The sequence below is a fragment of the Natronosporangium hydrolyticum genome (genome assembly GCF_016925615.1).
GTDB classification, from domain to species: domain Bacteria; phylum Actinomycetota; class Actinomycetes; order Mycobacteriales; family Micromonosporaceae; genus Natronosporangium; species Natronosporangium hydrolyticum.
Genome location: NZ_CP070499.1, coordinates 939,288 through 956,017 on the forward strand (window position 1 = coordinate 939,288; position 16,730 = coordinate 956,017).

General features: G+C 70.1%; 17 protein-coding genes. 8 read left to right on the forward strand and 9 right to left on the reverse strand.

All coding sequences use genetic code 11. The annotated features are described in order from the left end of the window. Window position 1 precedes the first annotated feature (1 nt). From JQS43_RS04380 to JQS43_RS04410, 7 genes are all read right to left on the reverse strand, one after another. On the reverse strand, window positions 2–637 hold the full coding sequence (locus JQS43_RS04380; protein WP_239677770.1) for a hypothetical protein: 636 nt from the start codon (window positions 635–637) through the stop codon (window positions 2–4). Window positions 638–721: 84 nt separating this feature from the next. Continuing rightward, complete coding sequence (locus tag JQS43_RS04385) at window positions 722–1,318, reverse strand: hypothetical protein (RefSeq protein ID WP_239677771.1); 597 nt, start codon at window positions 1,316–1,318, stop codon at window positions 722–724. Window positions 1,319–1,341: 23 nt separating this feature from the next. Further along, window positions 1,342–1,971, reverse strand: a complete 630-nt coding sequence (locus tag JQS43_RS04390; protein WP_239677772.1) for a hypothetical protein — start codon at window positions 1,969–1,971, stop codon at window positions 1,342–1,344. 63 nt (window positions 1,972–2,034) lie between these two features. Further along, window positions 2,035–2,673 carry a hypothetical protein gene (locus JQS43_RS04395; RefSeq protein ID WP_239677773.1) on the reverse strand — a complete coding sequence of 213 codons (639 nt, stop codon included), beginning with the start codon at window positions 2,671–2,673 and terminating at the stop codon, window positions 2,035–2,037. A 23-nt stretch (window positions 2,674–2,696) separates the two neighbouring features. Further along, window positions 2,697–3,323, reverse strand: a complete 627-nt coding sequence (locus JQS43_RS04400) for a hypothetical protein (RefSeq protein ID WP_239677774.1) — start codon at window positions 3,321–3,323, stop codon at window positions 2,697–2,699. A gap of 66 nt (window positions 3,324–3,389) precedes the next feature. After that, entirely contained in the window at window positions 3,390–4,037 is a 648-nt protein-coding gene (locus JQS43_RS04405) for a hypothetical protein (RefSeq protein ID WP_239677775.1), read from the reverse strand. Continuing rightward, on the reverse strand, window positions 4,034–6,670 hold the full coding sequence (locus tag JQS43_RS04410; RefSeq protein ID WP_239677776.1) for a TPR repeat domain-containing protein: 2,637 nt from the start codon (window positions 6,668–6,670) through the stop codon (window positions 4,034–4,036). Before JQS43_RS04410 ends, JQS43_RS04405 begins: the two co-directional genes overlap by 4 nt. 157 nt (window positions 6,671–6,827) lie before the next feature. Between JQS43_RS04410 and JQS43_RS04415 the strand changes: the two genes are divergently transcribed. The 5 genes from JQS43_RS04415 to guaA are packed head-to-tail and all read left to right on the forward strand — an operon-like array spanning window position 6,828 to window position 11,755. Beyond that, the gene (locus JQS43_RS04415; protein WP_239677777.1) at window positions 6,828–7,193 is read left to right on the forward strand and encodes a hypothetical protein; all 366 of its coding nucleotides are present in this window, start codon (window positions 6,828–6,830) and stop codon (window positions 7,191–7,193) included. 20 nt (window positions 7,194–7,213) lie between these two features. Next, window positions 7,214–7,912 carry a class I SAM-dependent methyltransferase gene (locus JQS43_RS04420; RefSeq protein WP_239677778.1) on the forward strand — a complete coding sequence of 233 codons (699 nt, stop codon included), beginning with the start codon at window positions 7,214–7,216 and terminating at the stop codon, window positions 7,910–7,912. A 17-nt stretch (window positions 7,913–7,929) separates the two neighbouring features. Continuing rightward, on the forward strand, window positions 7,930–9,633 hold the full coding sequence (locus JQS43_RS04425; RefSeq protein ID WP_239677779.1) for a GMC family oxidoreductase: 1,704 nt from the start codon (window positions 7,930–7,932) through the stop codon (window positions 9,631–9,633). Then, window positions 9,630–10,169 carry a Uma2 family endonuclease gene (locus tag JQS43_RS04430; protein ID WP_239677780.1) on the forward strand — a complete coding sequence of 180 codons (540 nt, stop codon included), beginning with the start codon at window positions 9,630–9,632 and terminating at the stop codon, window positions 10,167–10,169. Before JQS43_RS04425 ends, JQS43_RS04430 begins: the two co-directional genes overlap by 4 nt. 32 nt (window positions 10,170–10,201) lie before the next feature. Further along, on the forward strand, window positions 10,202–11,755 hold the full coding sequence (guaA, locus tag JQS43_RS04435; protein ID WP_239677781.1) for a glutamine-hydrolyzing GMP synthase: 1,554 nt from the start codon (window positions 10,202–10,204) through the stop codon (window positions 11,753–11,755). Between the two features lie 70 nt (window positions 11,756–11,825). Here guaA and JQS43_RS04440 read toward each other — a convergent pair whose 3' ends face one another. Continuing rightward, window positions 11,826–12,059 carry a PspC domain-containing protein gene (locus tag JQS43_RS04440; protein WP_239677782.1) on the reverse strand — a complete coding sequence of 78 codons (234 nt, stop codon included), beginning with the start codon at window positions 12,057–12,059 and terminating at the stop codon, window positions 11,826–11,828. A 164-nt stretch (window positions 12,060–12,223) separates the two neighbouring features. Here JQS43_RS04440 and JQS43_RS04445 point away from each other — a divergent pair, with 164 nt between their 5' ends. The 3 genes from JQS43_RS04445 (at window position 12,224) to JQS43_RS04460 (ending at window position 15,324) form a co-directional block, all read left to right on the forward strand. Next, window positions 12,224–13,150 carry an NUDIX domain-containing protein gene (locus JQS43_RS04445; RefSeq protein WP_239677783.1) on the forward strand — a complete coding sequence of 309 codons (927 nt, stop codon included), beginning with the start codon at window positions 12,224–12,226 and terminating at the stop codon, window positions 13,148–13,150. 31 nt (window positions 13,151–13,181) lie between these two features. Beyond that, entirely contained in the window at window positions 13,182–14,108 is a 927-nt protein-coding gene (locus tag JQS43_RS26010; RefSeq protein ID WP_275581018.1) for an NUDIX hydrolase, read from the forward strand. Between the two features lie 166 nt (window positions 14,109–14,274). Beyond that, window positions 14,275–15,324: a CDP-alcohol phosphatidyltransferase family protein gene (locus tag JQS43_RS04460; RefSeq protein ID WP_239677784.1), complete on the forward strand. Its 1,050-nt coding sequence runs from the start codon at window positions 14,275–14,277 to the stop codon at window positions 15,322–15,324. A 115-nt stretch (window positions 15,325–15,439) separates the two neighbouring features. On the opposite strand, the gene JQS43_RS04465 is transcribed toward JQS43_RS04460, so the two are convergent. Next, on the reverse strand, window positions 15,440–16,729 hold the full coding sequence (locus tag JQS43_RS04465) for a phosphatidylserine decarboxylase (RefSeq protein WP_239677785.1): 1,290 nt from the start codon (window positions 16,727–16,729) through the stop codon (window positions 15,440–15,442). Window position 16,730 lies beyond the last annotated feature (1 nt).

Genomic DNA, 16,730 nt, shown 5'->3' on the forward strand with positions numbered 1-16,730 from the left:
ATCAACCTCCCGGGGCGGTAGTCGACGGGGAGGTCCCGGCGAGTAGTGCGGCGCGGCGTTCGCAGACAGCGCGCAAGTCCTGTACGCCGAACGAGGTGCGCTCGGCCACGATCCATCGCCCATCGGCCGCTCGGGTCAGCACCGCACGCCTACTGGACAAGAAGCCCTCGTTATTGATCGGTTCCCCGGTCTCGTCGATCATGTGGAAGGTCGGGCCGCTCTCGCAGATTCCGACCTCGACCGTCGGTGGGTCGCCGTCCGCGAACTCGATCTCGACCAGGTAAGCGTGGACGGTGCCGGCCATCGGCTGTGGGGCTCCCGAGGCACTCTCGATGCGTTCGAAGACCGATGGGTCGCTGTGGTGGTAGATGTAGTCGGGGATGATCGATGGCTCGGTGGCCCAGAGGTTGTAGGCGTGGATCCAGTGGTGGAGCATGTCGACGGCTTCGCGGGCCTCGGTCGGCACGTCGAGGTCTTCATGCCAGTGGAAGTCGAGTCGTTCCTCCGGGGGCGGCAGTGGGGCGGGGGTCGGCGACGGGTCCGGTGTGGGTCGGCATCCCACCAGCGTCAACGCCAGCGCCAGCGAGAGCAGCCCTGCGGGAGCCCGCGCAGCCGTGTGCGCCAACGGCCTAGACATGTGGGGCACCCTTCCGGCGCGGCATCGGTTTCGGTTTCAGGTGGGTTCGGTGCATCCCGGACATTATTTGGGATCGAGGATGCATCAGGGTGGTGGTTCGGCGAGCAGCTTCTCGCAGCGTGCCTGTATGTCGTGGCGGAGCTCCGTGTCCATGACGACGCCGCGGTAACTGACCACCCACCGCTCGGGCTCGACTTCCTCCAGTCGGGTCTCGGCGGTGGTGATGCTTCCCGGGTCGCCGACGCGTTGGCCGTGCTCGTCGAGGCGGTCGCGGTCCCGCCGGTCGTTGCACAGGTGCAGAATCAGCTGGTGGTCTTCGGCTTGCAGATCGACGAGCAGGATCCGGATCGCGCCGGTGGTCTGGGGTGCGGAGATGCCGGCGATCGACTCATACATGAAGTCGGTCGAGTGTTGCTTCAGGTACTCGGGGACCGAGTCAGGGTCGGTTATCCACAGGTAGTAGTGGTAGTCCCAGTCTCTGGCGATGGCCACCGCGGGTTGCGCGGACTCCGGGACCTCGATGGCTTCGTCCCATTCGAAGTGGAGCCGTTGCTCCGGCGGGGGGATCGACGGCGGGGGTGCGGTGGCGTCGGTCGTGGCCTGTTCGCCCCGGGTGCATCCCGCCAGCGCCAGCGCCGCCAGTAACGGTGCCGCCAAGGTCCGCCACCAGCATATGGACATTCCGGACTCGTGTGTCACGTGAGTCAACGTCCTGGGGTGCCGGTGGGCGGAGTGGGGGCTGGCCCCGAGGCGTACGCCTCGCAGGTTGACCGCAGATCTTGGGCGTCGTAGGTGGTCCGTTCCGCGACGATCCATTGTCCGTCAGGCGTTTGGGCGAGTTCCGCCCGACTGCTGCTTACGTAGCCCTCCCGGTTGATCGGCTCCCCGGTCTCGTTGATCATGTGAAACTCAAGGAGATCCTCGCACACTCCGGCGGTGACGGTCGGCGTGTCGTGGTCGACTTCTAACTCGACCAGAAACGCATGGACCGTCCCGGCCATGGGTCGGGGACCGGCCGAAGCGCTCTCGATACGTTCGGAGACCGATGGGTCGCTGTGGTGGTAGATGTAGTCGGGGATGATCGATGGCTCGGTGGCCCAGAGGTTGTAGGCGTGAATCCAGTGGTGGAGCATGTCGACGGCTTCGCGGGCCTCGGTCGGCACGTCGAGGTCTTCATGCCAGTGGAAGTCGAGCCGTTCCTCCGGGGGCGGCAGCGGGGCGGGGGTCGGCAACGGCTCCGGTGTGGGTCGGCATCCCACCAGCGTCAACGCCAGCGCCAGCGAGAGCAGCCCTGCGGGAGCCCGCGCAGCCGTGTGCGCCAACGGCCTAGACATGTGGGGCACCCTTCCGGCGCGGCATCGGTTTCGGTTTCAGGTGGGTTCGGTGCATCCCGGCCGCTATGCGGGATCAGGGATGCCCGTTGCGGGTCGGGAGACGTCAGGGGTGGGTGGGTCAGTGAGCAGCTGTTCGCAGCGTGACTGCACGTCGTGGCGTAGTTCCGTGTCGATGATGAGGCTGCGGTAACTGACCAGCCAGCGGCCGGGTGCGATCTCTTCCAGCCGGGTCTCGGCGGGGGTGATGCCTCCCGGGTCGCCGACGCGTTGGCCGTACTCGTCGAGGCGGTCGCGGTCCCGTCGGTCGTCGCACAGGTGCAGGACCAGCTGGTCGTCTTCGGCCCGCAGGTCAACGAGCAGGATCCGGATCGCGCCAGCGGTCTGTGGTGCGGAGATGCCGGCGATCGATTCGTACCTGGACTCGGTCGAATGTTGCTTGAGGTACTCCGGTATCGAGTCAGGGTCGGTTATCCACAGGTAGTAGTAATAATCCCAGTCTCTGGCGATGGCCACCGCGGCCCGCGCGGACTCCGGCACCTCGATGGCTTCGTCCCACTCGAAATGGAGCCGTTCCTCGGGCGGGGGGATCGACGGTGGGGATGCGGTGGCGTCGTTCGTAGGTTGCTCGCCGCTGCTGCATCCCGCCAGCGCCAGCGCCGCCAGTAACAGTGCCGCCAAGGTCCGCCACCAGCATATGGACATTCCGGACTCGTGCGTCACGTGAGTCAGCGTCCTGGGGTGCCGGTCGGCGGTGTGCGGGCTGGCTCCGTGGCGTACGCCTCGCAGGTTGACCGCAGATCCTGGGCGTCGTGAAAAGACCGCTCAGCCACGACCCACTGGCCGTCTGGCGCCTGAGCTAATACCGCCCGGCTGGTTGTGATGTGGCGCTCGTGGTCGATCGGCTCGCCGTGTTGGTCGATCATGTGGAAGTCGAGCCGGTCTTCGCACAGCCCAACCGCGACCGTCAACTGCTCTCCGCCTTCCTCAAGGAGCACGATCTCGACCAGGTGGATCCGGACGGAACCTGCCATGGGCTTCGGTCCGGCGGAGGCCCGTTCGATGGACTCGGACACCTCGGCGGCGCTACGGTCGTAGATCAGGTTCGGGATGACGGCCGGTTCGGTATTCCAGAGGTAGTAGGCGTACATCCAGTCTTGGAGTAGCGCTACGGCCGGCCGGGCTGCGGCTGAGACTACAGTATCCTCACGCCAGTGGAAGTCGAGCCGTTCCTCCGGGGGCGGCAGCGGGGCGGGGGTCGGTGGCGGCTCCGGTGTGGGCTGGCACCCCACCAGCGCCACCGCGAGCAGCCCGGCGCTGGCGGGGGTCGTTACCCTAGTCAGCGCTCTAGACATGGGAGCACCCTTCCGGCGCAGTTCGGCATCGGTTTCGGCTTCAGTGGGTTCGGTGCATCCCGGCCGCTAAGCGGGATCAGGGATGCCCGTTGCGGGTCGGGAGACGTCAGGGGTGGGTGGGTCGGTAAGCAGCTTTTCGCAGCGTGCTTGTATGTCGTGGCGGAGCTCCGTGTCCATGATGGCGCCCCGGTAACTGACCACCCACCGGTCGGGCTCGACTTCCTCCAGTCGGGTCTCGGCGGTGGTGATGCTTCCCGGGTCGCCGACGCGTTGGCCGTGCTCGTCGAGGCGGTCCCGGTCCCGCCGGTCGTTGCACAGGTGCAGAATCAGATGGCCGTCTTCGGCTTGCAGATCGACGAGCAGGATCCGGATCGCGCCGGTGGTCTGGGGTGCGGAGATGCCGGCGATCGACTCATACATGAAGTCGGTCGAGTGTTGCTTGAGGTATGCCGGCACCGACTCGGGGTCGGTCACCCACAGGTAGTAGTGGTAGTCCCAGTCTCTGGCGATGGCCACCGCGGGTTGCGCGGACTCCGGCACCTCGACGGCTTCGTCCCATTCGAAGTGGAGCCGTTGCTCGGGCGGGGGGATCGAGGGTGGGGATGCGGTGACGTCGGTCGTGGCCTGTTCGCCGCGGGTGCATCCTGGGAGCAATAACGTTGCCAGGAACAGCGCTGTTAAGATCCGCCGCCAGCGGACTGTCGCGTGGTTCATCGCAGGCCTTGCCGATGGTTCTCGGGGTCCCTACCGAACACCCGTTGGAAGTCGCTCGACGCCTGGTACTCGTTCCGGTAGAAACGGAATGCGTCGCCACCAACTCCGTCTGTCTCGTTTCCAACAAGCAAGAAAAGATCGTTCCGTTCGTCGCCATCCAGGTCGGCAACTGGTTTGAGAACCGGGCGACCGTCGACGTAGACCGGGGTTTCGTCGGGCGGCTCGGTCAGCAGAAGCTCTGTCGGGATCTCCCTGTCCTCTGGGAAAGAGTCTGTGGCGATCATCGCGGTGAGGTATTCGTGAGCGGCGTAGGTATTGTCGCGGCCGAGGTCGAGGATGCCGCCGTGGTCGAAGCTGTTGTCTCGCGTAGGCGGGGCGATGTAGCCGGCAAGGATGTCATCCACCATGTGCCCCAGGCCGGCGTTGAGGAATGGTCCCACCGGCTTGAGTGGGGTGGCGCCGATGACGGCGCCGCTGGTGGTCGTCACCGCGCTCTTGCCGTAGCTGGCCCAGCGCATGTGCTCCTCATATGCGGCCATCGCTAACTCGTGCTGGTGCGAGCCCTGGACCAGGCCGGCGTGGATCCGGGATGCGGCCAGGAGCGCGTCCAGGTGGGAGTGGCGCTGGCCGACCTCGAGCATCGAGGTCTCGCCGGCCAACCCGGCCTCCAGCAGCCGTTGCTGGTACTCACCGGCGGCGAAGCTGAGCGCGTTGATCGCCTGCTCGTCGGTGGCGACCAGATCCAGGAACCTGATCTTGTCGTGATCACTGAGGCTGAGCGATCCATTACCCTCGACTCGGGTCGCTGGCCCGGAGGGTTCGCTGAAGTCGCCCAGGTAGGAGGCGGCGATCCGGCTGAAGCTGCGGGCGATCTCCGGATTGTGCTGAGAGAGTGAACGCATCAGGCTGTCGTACGTGTCGATCCGCGGGTCGTCCTGATGGCCTTCCCCCTCCGCCGTCATCGTCACCAGGTCGATCAGCGCCGCCGCGGCCTCGGTCGCCATGGGGTCGTACTCCCCGTTGAGGGCGGCGGCCTGCGCTCGTTCGCTGATCCAGTTGGTGAGCCCAGCCGCCGCCGCGCCGTCGTCGGACCATTGGAACCCGTACAGCGCGTTGAGTAGGAACGCCTGGTCATCGTAGTGATGGTAGTTCGCGTCGGGGTGCTTGAGAGCGGTCCGTTCCATCGGTCCCAGACCTTCGCCGGTGAGCAGTCGGTAGTTGGCCTCCTCGTTGCGGGTGGAGACCTCGAGCAGCGGTTCCAGGATGGCGGCGACCGCTTCCGTGTTGACCAGCGGTGAGGCCGTCGTTATCCCTCGCCCGAAGCCGCCGTCCTGATACATCTGGGCCGCGAAGGCGAGTTCGGCGACCCGCTGGGTGGTGAGCTCGGAGAATCGGGTGCCGCCCTCGACATCGGCCGGGACGTGGGCGAACATCGTCGACAGCTTGGCGAAGTCGTCGAGCCGGTCGACCAGCGGGCCGAGGTGGGGGTACTGCATTGTCTGTTGCGCGTCGAGCGACGGCTGGCTGACCAGGTCGATCACGGTCTGCGGGAGGTGGTAGCGGGACTGCGGGTCCATCGGGTCCTGCCCACGCAGGTGCGGCGGCCACAGCTCGGGGTTGGACAGGCCGAGCAGGCCGGTGCCGAGCGCGCCGAGCATCCGCTCCTGGGTGGCCTGGTCGAATCCGTCGGATCGTTCGTCGCGCCAGCCCCACGGGTTGAAGCCGCCGCCGTCCCAGCGGTGCTCCTCTGCCTGAATGTAGTCGGGCAGCTCCCAGATCCGGTCACCCATCTGTGCATAGAAGTAGTGCAGGAACTTCAGCTCATCCTCGGAGAGGGAGGCGTTGCCGTGTTGCTGCACATACTCGATCCGGCCGGCCATCATCTCCAGCCAGACCATCATTTCGAGGAACTCTTCCGGCGGCAGCTCGCCGTCCATGGCCAGCTGCATCCGTTCGGCGAGCAGGGTGCCGTTGGGGAGGTCCTGCAGCGGCACCTGGGTGAAGTCGTGCTGCGGGAAGAAGACCGGGGCGTAGGCGGGTAACGTGCCGGCCGAGTAGAGGGCGAGGACCGCCTCCTCGTCGTCCGGCCCGCGGTCCAGCAGCCCGGCCACGTGGTCGGCGTCGTCGTCCAGTTGGGGTTCAATTACCCGGTGGAAGCGGTTGCGGAGTTCGCGCAGCAGGTCCTGCTCGGCGGTCGAGACCGACTCCCGGAACTCGTCGTTCGCCTCGGTCCGTTCGGCGGCGGTGGCGTCGGGTGCCAGGGTGGGCGAGGCGATCCCGAAGTTGTTGCGTTTGGCCTCCCAGTAGCGCGAGTTGAGGTCGTCGACCTGCCGGTTGTACTCCGCCACTGCCTCGGAGAAGAGCCGCACCGCGCCGCCGGCGAAGAGGGCCGAGCCGAGCCACCGCTGCGCTTTGCGGCGGACGGGGTCCTCGGCGGCGACCATCGGCATGGTCAGCAGCCCCGCCACCCCTTGCTGGGCGGGGCGGTGGGCGCCGGTCACCGCGTCGTGCAGGCTTTCCACGTCACCGGCGAAGGCCGCGATCCGGTCGCCGGAGGACTGCACCGTCTCGGGGCGGACCGGGTACCGCGCGAACGGGCCCGACCGGCCGCCGCCGTCGATTGCCATCGTCATGATCGTCTCTCCCAGATCGCGACACTTCCGTCTGTCCAGTCGCGACCTCTACTGTACTGTCCGCGCGCCACATCATCGCCGTACGCAGCAAGATCAGCTGGTCGGTTGGACAGCAGGCGATATCGTGGTCTCAGGTCTGAAACCACAGGGGAGCACGATGGCCGACTACTACTACCAGATGACCACCGACCAGGTGCACCATTCGGGTCGGGCGGTCACCGACCTCACCGACGGCGCCTTCGGCCTGGCCAGGCGCTACTTCGGGCTGATCGACGACGAGCGCGGGGTCGTCGGCCATCAGCGGGTCTCGGGTGCCCTGGACCGGTACCGCACGACCTGGCAGCCGGCGGTCAACGAGGTCGCGCTGGAGATCGACGCGCTGGGCGGGGCGACCGCCGGTGGGGCGGTGATGGTGGCCGCCGCCGACGACGACGCCGGGCACCTGCTGAATGTGCAGGCCGGGGCCGCGCAGGCGGCCGGGTCGGCGCTGAGCCGGCCGATCGACGGCTCCGTGGCGGTCTGAGGCGCACGTAGCATGGCACCGTGACCACCGCCCTCACCGGGGCGATCCCCAGCCCGAACATCTGGGGTGACGCCGCCACCTACGAGCTGGAAAATCAGGCCGTCGACCCGGCCGGCGGGTTGGAGCGCGCGATGCGGCAGATCCGGGACTGGCGCGGCGCCCAGGTGCTGGACATCGGCTGCGGCACCGGTTTCCATCTGTCCCGGTTCGCGGCGACCGCCGCCCAGGTCACCGGGGTGGAGCCGCACCGGCAGCTCGCGGCCGCCGCGGCCCGCCGGGCCCGTTCGCTGCCCCACGTCACGGTCCGGCAGGGTACGGCGCAGCGGCTGCCGGTGCCGGACGCCTCGATCGAGGTGGCGCACGCCCGGTGGGCGTACTTCTTCGGGCCGGGATGTGAGCCGGGGCTGGCGGAGCTGCGTCGGGTGATGCGCCGCGGCGGGGTGGCGTTCGTGATCGACAACGACGCGACCCGGAGCACCTTCGGCGGCTGGTTCCGGCGCGCATACCCGCGGTACGACCCGGTCGCGGTGGAGCGGTTCTGGAGCACACAAGATTTCGTCCGCCAGCCGCTGGAGATCTGCTGGCGGTTCACCCGGCGGGCCGACTTCGAAGCGGTGGTGCGGATCGAGTTTCCGCCGGCCATCGCCGACCAGATCGTCGCCGAGCATCCGGAGCTTGAGGTCGACTACGCCGTCAACCTCTGGTGGCGCCGCTACTGATCCGCCAGCATAGAGGCGTGCGTTACGACGTGGTAGTGGTCGGCTCCGGCTTCGGTGGGAGCGTCGCCGCGCTGCGCGCGGTCGAGAAGGGCTACTCGGTGGCGGTGCTGGAGGCCGGCCGCCGCTTCGCCGACCACGAGTTGCCGCAAACGTCGTGGCGGCTGCGGCGGTTTCTGTGGGCGCCCGCCCTCGGCTGCCTCGGGATCCAACGGATCAACCTGCTGCCGGGGCGCCGAGGGGCGAGGGTGCTGGTGCTCTCCGGCGCCGGGGTGGGCGGCGGCAGCCTGGTCTACGGCAACACCCTCTACCGGCCGCCGCCGGAGTTCTACGATGATCCACAGTGGCGCGACATCACGGACTGGGCGGATGAGCTTGCACCCGGGTACGACCAGGCCAGCCGGATGCTCGGGGTGACCACCTATCAGCAACATACGCCGGCGGACGCGACGATGCGGGCGGTGGCGCAGCGGATGGGGGTCGGCGACACGTTCCGGCCCACCCCGGTCGGGGTCTACCTCGGCCCGTCGGGCGAGCCCACCCCCGACCCGTACTTCGGTGGTGCCGGGCCGGAGCGTGCTGGCTGCCGGCACTGCGGCGCCTGCATGACCGGCTGCCGGTTCAACGCCAAGAACACGATGGTCAAGAACTATCTGTGGCTGGCCGAGCGGGCGGGCGCGCAGCTGCGGGACCGCAGCACCGTCACCGAGGTCGTCCCGGCCCCCGACGGCGGCTATCAGGTGACGGTGGTCCGCACCGGCGATTGGCGCCGGCGCCGTACGATCCTGCACGCCGAGCAGGTGGTCTTCGCCGCCGGAGCGCTCGGCACCCAGCGGCTGCTGCACGCGATGCGGCGGCGCGGTCGGCTGCCGGAGCTCTCGCCGCAGCTGGGTGCGTTGACCCGGACCAATTCCGAGGCGATCCTCGGCGCTTCGGTGCCGCTGCGCTCCGCCCGCCAGCGCGGCGTCGACTTCAGCCAGGGGGTGGCGATCACCAGCTCGTTCCACCCGGATCCGCGTACCCATATCGAACCGGTGCGGTACGGGCGAGGGTCGAACGCGATGGGGCTGCTGCAGTCGGTGCTGGTAGCCGGCGGCCGGTGGCGGCCGCTGCGCTGGGTCGGCGGCCTGCTCCGCCGGCCAGGGTTGGCGCTGCGGCTGCCGCTCGTGCGGGACTGGTCGCGGCGCACCGTCATCGCGTTGGTGATGCAGTCGCTCGACAACTCGCTCACCCTGCGCTGGCGCCGCGCCTGGTACGGCCGGCGCCGGCTCTACGCGGTCAGCGGGCACGGTCCGCCGAACCCGACCTGGATCCCGGCCGGGCACCGGGCGGCGCGGCTGCTCGCCGAGGAGATCGGCGGCTACCCGGGGGGCGCGGTCACCGAAGCGTTCAACGCCCCGATGACCGCGCACATCCTCGGCGGCGCGGTGATCGGCGACAGTCCACACTCCGGTGTGGTGGATGCGTACCAGCGGGTGTACGGGCATCCGGGGCTGCACGTGGTCGACGGTGCGGCGGTGAGCGCGAATCTGGGGGTGAACCCGGCGCTGACCATCACCGCCCAGGCGGAGCGGGCGATGTCGATGTGGCCGAACCGCGGTGACCCCGATCCGCGCCCGCCGCTGGGAGCGCCCTACGCCCGGCTGGACCCGGTGCCGCCCCGCCAGCCGGCGGTGCCGACGGGCGCTCCGGCGGCACTCTGGAGCAGTACCATAGGCGGATGACTGCGCTGCTGGACGAGTTGATGGAGCACCCGCTCACCGAGGACGACCTCGACTCGGTCGGGCGTGCCCTGGACGGCACCGGGATTCACTACGAGCTGGACAACGGAAGGCTGGTCCTGATGTCGCCGATGAAGGGCTGGCACGCGGATGCGGCGCGTCGGCTCTGCAACGTGCTGGTCGCGCAGGGGCGGCCCGCGCTGCAGGAGCAGGGGGTTCGGTTGGCCCGGCGGCGGGTTCGGTTCCCGGATATCGCCGCCTTCCGGCAGTGGCCCGACCCGGACGCCGGTCGCCACGACCCGAGCGACTTCACGCTGGTGGTTGAGGTGATCTCGGACGGCAGCGAGCATGATGATCGGGTCACCAAGCCCGACCTGTACGCCGCGGCGGAGATCCCGGAGTACTGGATCGTCGACCGGCACCCGGACGACCGGCGCGACGCGGTGATCGAGTTCTTCAAGCTGGGGCAGGGCGCGCGGTATGAGCGGATCGGTGAGGCGGTCCTGACTGAGCTGGAGGCCAAGTACGGCACCAAGTAGGCGCCGATCTCCGCCTCGGTAGGCTTAGTGCCATGAGCACACCGCGTCCGGTCCTGGTGGTGGACTTCGGAGCCCAGTACGCCCAACTGATCGCCCGCCGGGTCCGGGAGGCGCAGGTCTACTCCGAGATCGTGCCGCACACCATGCCGGTGGCGCAGATGCTCGCCAAAGATCCGGCCGCGATCGTGCTCTCCGGTGGTCCGGCGAGCGTCTACGAGCCGGGCGCGCCAACCCTCGACCCGGCGCTCTTCGAGACCGGGGTGCCCACCTTCGGGATCTGCTACGGATTCCAGGCGATGGTGCAGGCGATGGGTGGGGAGGTCGCCCACACCGGATCCCGGGAGTATGGCGGCACGCCGTTGACCGCGCTACCGGAGCGCAGCGTGCTCTTCACCGGGCTGCCGGAGCGGCAGGATGTGTGGATGAGCCACGGCGACAGCGTCGTGGCCGCCCCGCCCGGCGCCACCGTCACCGCGTCGTCGGAGCGCACTCCGGTGGCGGCGTTCGAGGACCCGGAGCGCCGGATCGCCGGGGTGCAGTTCCATCCCGAGGTGGCCCACACCCCGTACGGGCAGCGGTTGTTGACCCGGTTTCTGCGGGACATCGCCGGCATCGCCCCCACCTGGACCGCGGCGGGCATCATCGACGAGCAGGTGGCGGCGATCCGGCAGCAGGTCGGTGACGGGCAGGTCATCTGCGGCCTCTCCGGCGGGGTCGACTCAGCGGTGGCGGCGGCGCTGGTGCACCGGGCGATCGGGGACCAGCTCACCTGTGTCTTCGTGGACCACGGTCTGCTGCGGGCCGGCGAGGCGGAGCAGGTCGAGAAGGACTACGTCGCCGCGACGGGGATCCGGCTGCACGTGGTGGAGGCCGCGGACACCTTCCTGAGCGCGCTGGCGGGGGTGTCGGACCCGGAGCAGAAGCGCAAGATCATCGGGCGGGAGTTCATCCGGTCCTTCGAGGGCGCCGCCCGGGAGTTGGCCGCCGAGCGGCACATCGAGTTCCTGGTCCAGGGCACCCTTTACCCGGACGTGGTGGAGTCGGGTGGTGGCTCCGGCACCGCCAACATCAAATCGCACCACAATGTCGGGGGGCTCCCGGACGACCTGGCTTTCCAGCTGGTGGAGCCGCTGCGGACGTTGTTCAAGGACGAGGTGCGGCGGCTCGGCGTGGAGTTGGGCCTGCCGGAGCCGATGGTGTGGCGGCACCCGTTCCCCGGGCCGGGGCTGGCGATCCGGATCATCGGCGAGGTCACCCCGCAACGGCTGGAGGTGCTCCGCGCCGCCGACCGGATCGCCCGGGAAGAGCTGACCGTGTCCGGCCTGGACCGGTCGGTGTGGCAGTTCCCGGTGGTGCTGCTCGCCGACGTCCGCTCGGTGGGGGTGCAGGGCGATGGTCGCAGCTACGGTCACCCGGTGGTGCTGCGCCCGGTGAGCAGCGAGGACGCGATGACCGCTGACTGGTCCCGGCTGCCCTACGAGGTGATCGCGAAGATCTCGACCCGGATCACCAACGAGGTGCCCGAGGTCAACCGGGTGGCTCTGGACGTCACGAGCAAGCCACCCGGCACCATCGAGTGGGAGTAGCCCCACGAGTTGATCATGGACCTAGGTACATGGTCGGGGCCGATCACGGTCCCTAGCCTCATGGTCAACCTCAGAGGGAATCTGCCTCGGGCATGAGCAGCCAGGCGACCAGATAGCCGAGCAGGACCACCCCCCAGGTGAGGAAGGCGAGGACCACCACGCCGACCCGTACCACCGTCGGATCGATCCGTAGATAGTCGGCGAGACCGGCGCAGACGCCGGCGATCATGCGGTTGTTGCGGCTGCGCTGCAGCCGGCGGTAGGGAGTGGGCGAGTGCTGCGGGGTTTCGTGGAAATCAGCCATGTCTCCAGGATCGCGCCCCCCGCGGTCGCTGACCTCGGTGACTGCCCTGAGCGTCACCCCCGAAGTTTCCCCGAGTCGGTCACGCTCGAACCGCAGCGGAGCTTGCAGGTCCAGAAACCGACATCGTGACCTAACGTTCACATGATTCGGGCATACTTCCGGACGTGGACGACGGACTGGAGCCGCTGCGCCGGATCGCGGCATACGCCATCTGCATCGACCAGACCGAGCGGGTGCTGCTGGTGCGCTGCTCGGCGACCTCCGGCACCCCAGGCACCTGGTCGTTGCCGGGCGGTGCGGTGGACCACGGCGAGCACCCGGGTGACACGGTGGTGCGGGAGACGGCGGCGGAGACCGGCCTGTCGGTGGCGGTGGACCAGCTCCGGGACGTGCTGTCGGATGTCCGGGCGCTACCGGCCCGGGGGTTGACCATCCACACCGATCGACTGATCTACGAGGTGTCGCTGCGCGGCGGCAATCTGATCGAGCGGGTCGATCAACCGACCGACCTGGCGTGCTGGTTCACGTTGAGCGAGGCGAAGGAGCTGCCGTTGCGGCCGTTCACCGCGGCGGCGCTGGGGTTGCCCACCGAGGCGGTGGACCAGCGGCCAGACAAGGCCCCGGAGCTGCCCTCGTTTCTGGCGGTCCCGGGCAAGGACGGGCTGCACCGGGCGCAGCGGTTCGCCGCGTACGCCGTCGCGACCGACGCGTCCGCGCGGTTGCTGCTGACCCGGATCGCGGACGGTTTCCCCGGGGCCGGGCGCTGGCATCTGCCGGGCGGCGGCACCGATTTCGGGGAGCAGCCGCCGGCGGCGCTGCTGCGGGAGCTGGTGGAGGAGACCGGCCAGCAGGGCCGGATCGAGGCGTTGTTGGGGGTGGCGAGTCACCGGGACGCCGCCTCACTAGGGCCAGAGGGTTACCCGATCGACTGGCACGGGGTCCGGGCCTTCTATCAGGTGGTGGTGGACGACCCGGGCGCCCCGAGCGTCGGCGAGCTGGGAGGCTCCACCGCCGAGGCGCGCTGGTTCACCCGGGCAGACCTGGCTGACCTGCCGTTGACCGAGGTCACCGAGGAGGCCCTCCACGTATGATCGCCAGGCGATCATCGACCGGGAGGGCGAGATGCGGCGACGGATCGGGGCGTACGGGGTCTGCCGGGATCCGGCGGGCCGGCTGCTGCTGGTCCGCGCGGGTGCCCAATCGGCCCGACGCGGCCAGTGGCTGCTACCCGGGGGCGGTCTCGAGCACGGCGAGCACCCGGCCGAGGCGGTGTTGCGGGAGCTGACCGAGGAGACCGGCCTGACCGGTCGCGTCGTCGGCCTGCGGGACGTGCTGGCGGAGGTGGTCGAGCGGCGATCGGGCCGCGAGCACACCGATGGAGTGATCTTCGACCTGGAGTTGCCCGGCGTGGGCCCGCCACAGCCGGAGCCGGGCGACGGTGTGGATGAGCTCGCCTGGCTGTCGCCGGCGGCTGCGGCGACGTTGCCGCACAGCGGCTTCGTGGCAGCGGTGATCGCGGGCGACCCGGGCCCAACGGCGGCCAGTTGGCCGGTGGCGGAGTCACCAGCCAAGGCGCCGGAGCCGGTCCGTGGCCGACCCCGCGGGCAGCGGTTCGCGGTCTACGGGCTGGTGACGGAGGCGGCTGGCCGGGTGTTGCTCACCCGGACCGCCGCGGGTTACCCGGGCGCCGGTCGGTGGCACCTGCCCGGCGGCGGCAACGACGCCGGGGAGCAGCCGCGCGCGGCGTTGGCGCGTGAAGTCGCCGAGGAGACGGCGCAACAGGGCGAGATCGGCCGGTTGTTGACGGTCTCCCACCACCGGGACCCGGCGGCGTTCGGGCCAGAAGGGCACCCGGTCGACTGGCACGCGGTCCGCGCGGTGTTTCAGGTGTCGGTGCCGGCGCCGACCCCGCCGCGGGTGCTGGAGTTGGCCGGATCGACCGCGGCGGCGGCCTGGTTTACCTGGTCAGAGGCGATGGCGTTGCCGTTGACCGAGGTGGCGAGAGGAGTCCTGACCACCAGGTGGAGCAGTGGTCAAGTAGTTGCTTAGAGTAACATGACCGCCCCGGGTGTCGCGGAGTCCTATCCCGCTGTGGGATGGTGTAACCGCGTATCTTCCGGAGATGGAGCCGCCGGCGAGCCCGGACGGCGCAGAAAAAGCACCGGCCTCGCCCGCTGCGCAGGTAGTGGCGAGGGCCGGGCATTGGAGGCGACACGTGCCGAGACTTTCGTGGCGCGCACGGGCCACGTCCCGGCGTCGGCTGACCGCCGACAGCCCCCGCCCGGTCGGGCGGCGGCGATGGACCGGCCGGTTCCGGCAAGGTGGGGTGCTGGCCCGCCGGGTGCTGCGGGTGAGTCACCGCCGCCGCGCCGGTGACGGGCGCATCCCCGACGTCTATCCAACCCGGCCACCACACCCGGAGGGGGACCCGGTCGTCACCCACCCACTGGCTGAGCCACCCCGGATGCGCAACGCCGCCCCACCGGCGGCGGCGCCGCCGGTCCTCGTGCCGACCGCAGCGGCGCCCATCACTGCCGAAACCACCGTCGCACCCGACCCGACCAGCGCCGCATCCGCGCTGCTGCCGGGGGAGCGGACCGCCGCCCGGCAGCTCAGCTTCGCGGTGGTCAACGGCTGCACCCTGGCGAGCCTGTCGCTGGGGTTGCTGGCGATCCTGCTGGCCATGCGCGGCGACGTGCAGACCGCCGCGATCTGCCTGCTCGCCTGCGTCATCTGCGACGGGATGGACGGCGTGCTGGCCCGCCGGCTCGGGGTGAGCAGCCCGTTCGGCGCCCAGCTCGATTCGTTGGCAGACATGGCTGCGTTCGGGATCGCCGCCCCGGTGGTCGTCTACGCGACGCTCGCCGGGGCCGTGCCGCCCGCACCGGCCGCGCTGGTCTGCGCCATGGTGGCGGCGGCCGCCGCGATCCGGCTGGCCCGATTCAACGTGTCGGTCAAAGACAGCCGTTACTTCACCGGTGTCCCCACCACCATGGCGGCCGGGGTGCTCGCGGTGACCGTCCTGGTGGACCTGCCCCTGCCGCCGGCGGTGCTGCTGCTCGGGGTGGCCGCGCTCGCGATCGCGATGGTCTCCAACTTCCCCTACGCCACGCTGGTCCGGCTACTGCGGCTGCCGGTCTGGTTGTGGCTCGCGCCGCTGGCGGGGTTCCTCGCCGATCCGCGGCTGACCTTCGTCGTACTGATCGGGGCGTACCTGCTCTCCGGGCCGTTGCTCTGGGTCCACCAGCGCCGCCGCCTCGGCTGACCTCACCGCCTCGGCTGACCTAGCCGGCTCCGGCCTGACCGCCGCCCCGCCTGACCACCGACCCCGGCTGGGCGGCGCGGCCGGTCACCCGGGCGGGCGACCGGCCGCGGCCGGGTCAACGGCGGAAACGTGCGATCGGGGTGGTGCCGCCCAGCACCCGGTCGTCCGGGGCGACCAGCGGCTCGACCCCCTCGGCGGGTAGGTAGACGTCGGTCCGGGAGCCGAACCGGATCAGGCCGAAGCGTTCGCCCCGCGCCAGCTGGGCGCCGACCGGAGCTCGCTGCACGATCCGCCGGGCGAGCAGCCCGGTGCGCTGCGCCACCACCACCCGCCCCCGCGGACCGGTGTCGAGCACCGTGTACGCGGCGACGTTGTGCTCGGCTTCGGCGTTCATCGCCGGCGCGTAGCCGCCGTCCTCAAGCTGGTAGTCGACGACCTGCCCGGCGACCGGGGCCCGGTTGACATGGACATCGAGCACCGACAGGAAGACCGCGATCCGAAGATAGTCGACCGTGGCGCCGTCCGGGCTGAACCGGTCGTCGCTGACGTGCTCGACCGAGAGCACCTTGCCGTCGCTCGCGGCGATCACCAGCGAGCCGTCGTCGTCGGGCAGGTCCCGCTGCGGATCCCGGAAGAACGCGGCGATCGGCAGCGTCGCCGCCGCGGGGAGCAACCACAGCCGGCTGCGCGGGCGGGCCAGCTTAGCCAGCGCCGCCAACCCCAGTGTGATGCCGGCGGCGGCGACCCCGTTCGAGTCGATGTGGAGCTCGCGGGTGAGCGGGACGCTCGACGGTCGGTCGGTCGCGGTCAGCCGCTCTGCTGCGCCCGGGTCGGCGGCGGCCCACCGCAGCCGGTGGATGCGGACCGGGGGCGCGTTCCATAGCACCAGGTCGGAGCCGACGCCGTAGAGCGCGGCGTGGCGATCCAGCTCGGCGGCGGCGCCGACGGCTAGCCCCGGCAGTGCCACCGTGGCGGCCGTGAGCACGCCCCCGGCGGTCACCAGCTTCGCGAGCTCGGTCAGGGTCTCTCGGGCAGCGTCCGCCTCACCGGTCAACGGTTCAGCGATCACCACCACGTCGGCGGGGTCCGCCGCGGTCGTCGCGGCGAGCACCTGCACCCGGTCGCGTACCCAGCTGCCCTGCGCGGCGATGTGGGTACGCATCGCGGGTGGGTCGGTGGCGACCACCGCCAGGGAGTCCTCCGGTAGCAGGGCGTCGATCGCAGCGGTGAGGACCGGGCTGTCGGGGCCGACCCCGACCAGCAGCGCGGTCTTCGGGCCGGGGCGGCGAGCAAGCTCGTGGACCAGGGCGCGGGCGGCCCGGGCGCCGATCGTGGCGGCGCGCAGCGCACCGAGCAGGCCCGGCCGGTCGGGTGGGTCGGGTTGGCCGAGGGCGGACTCGTTCATG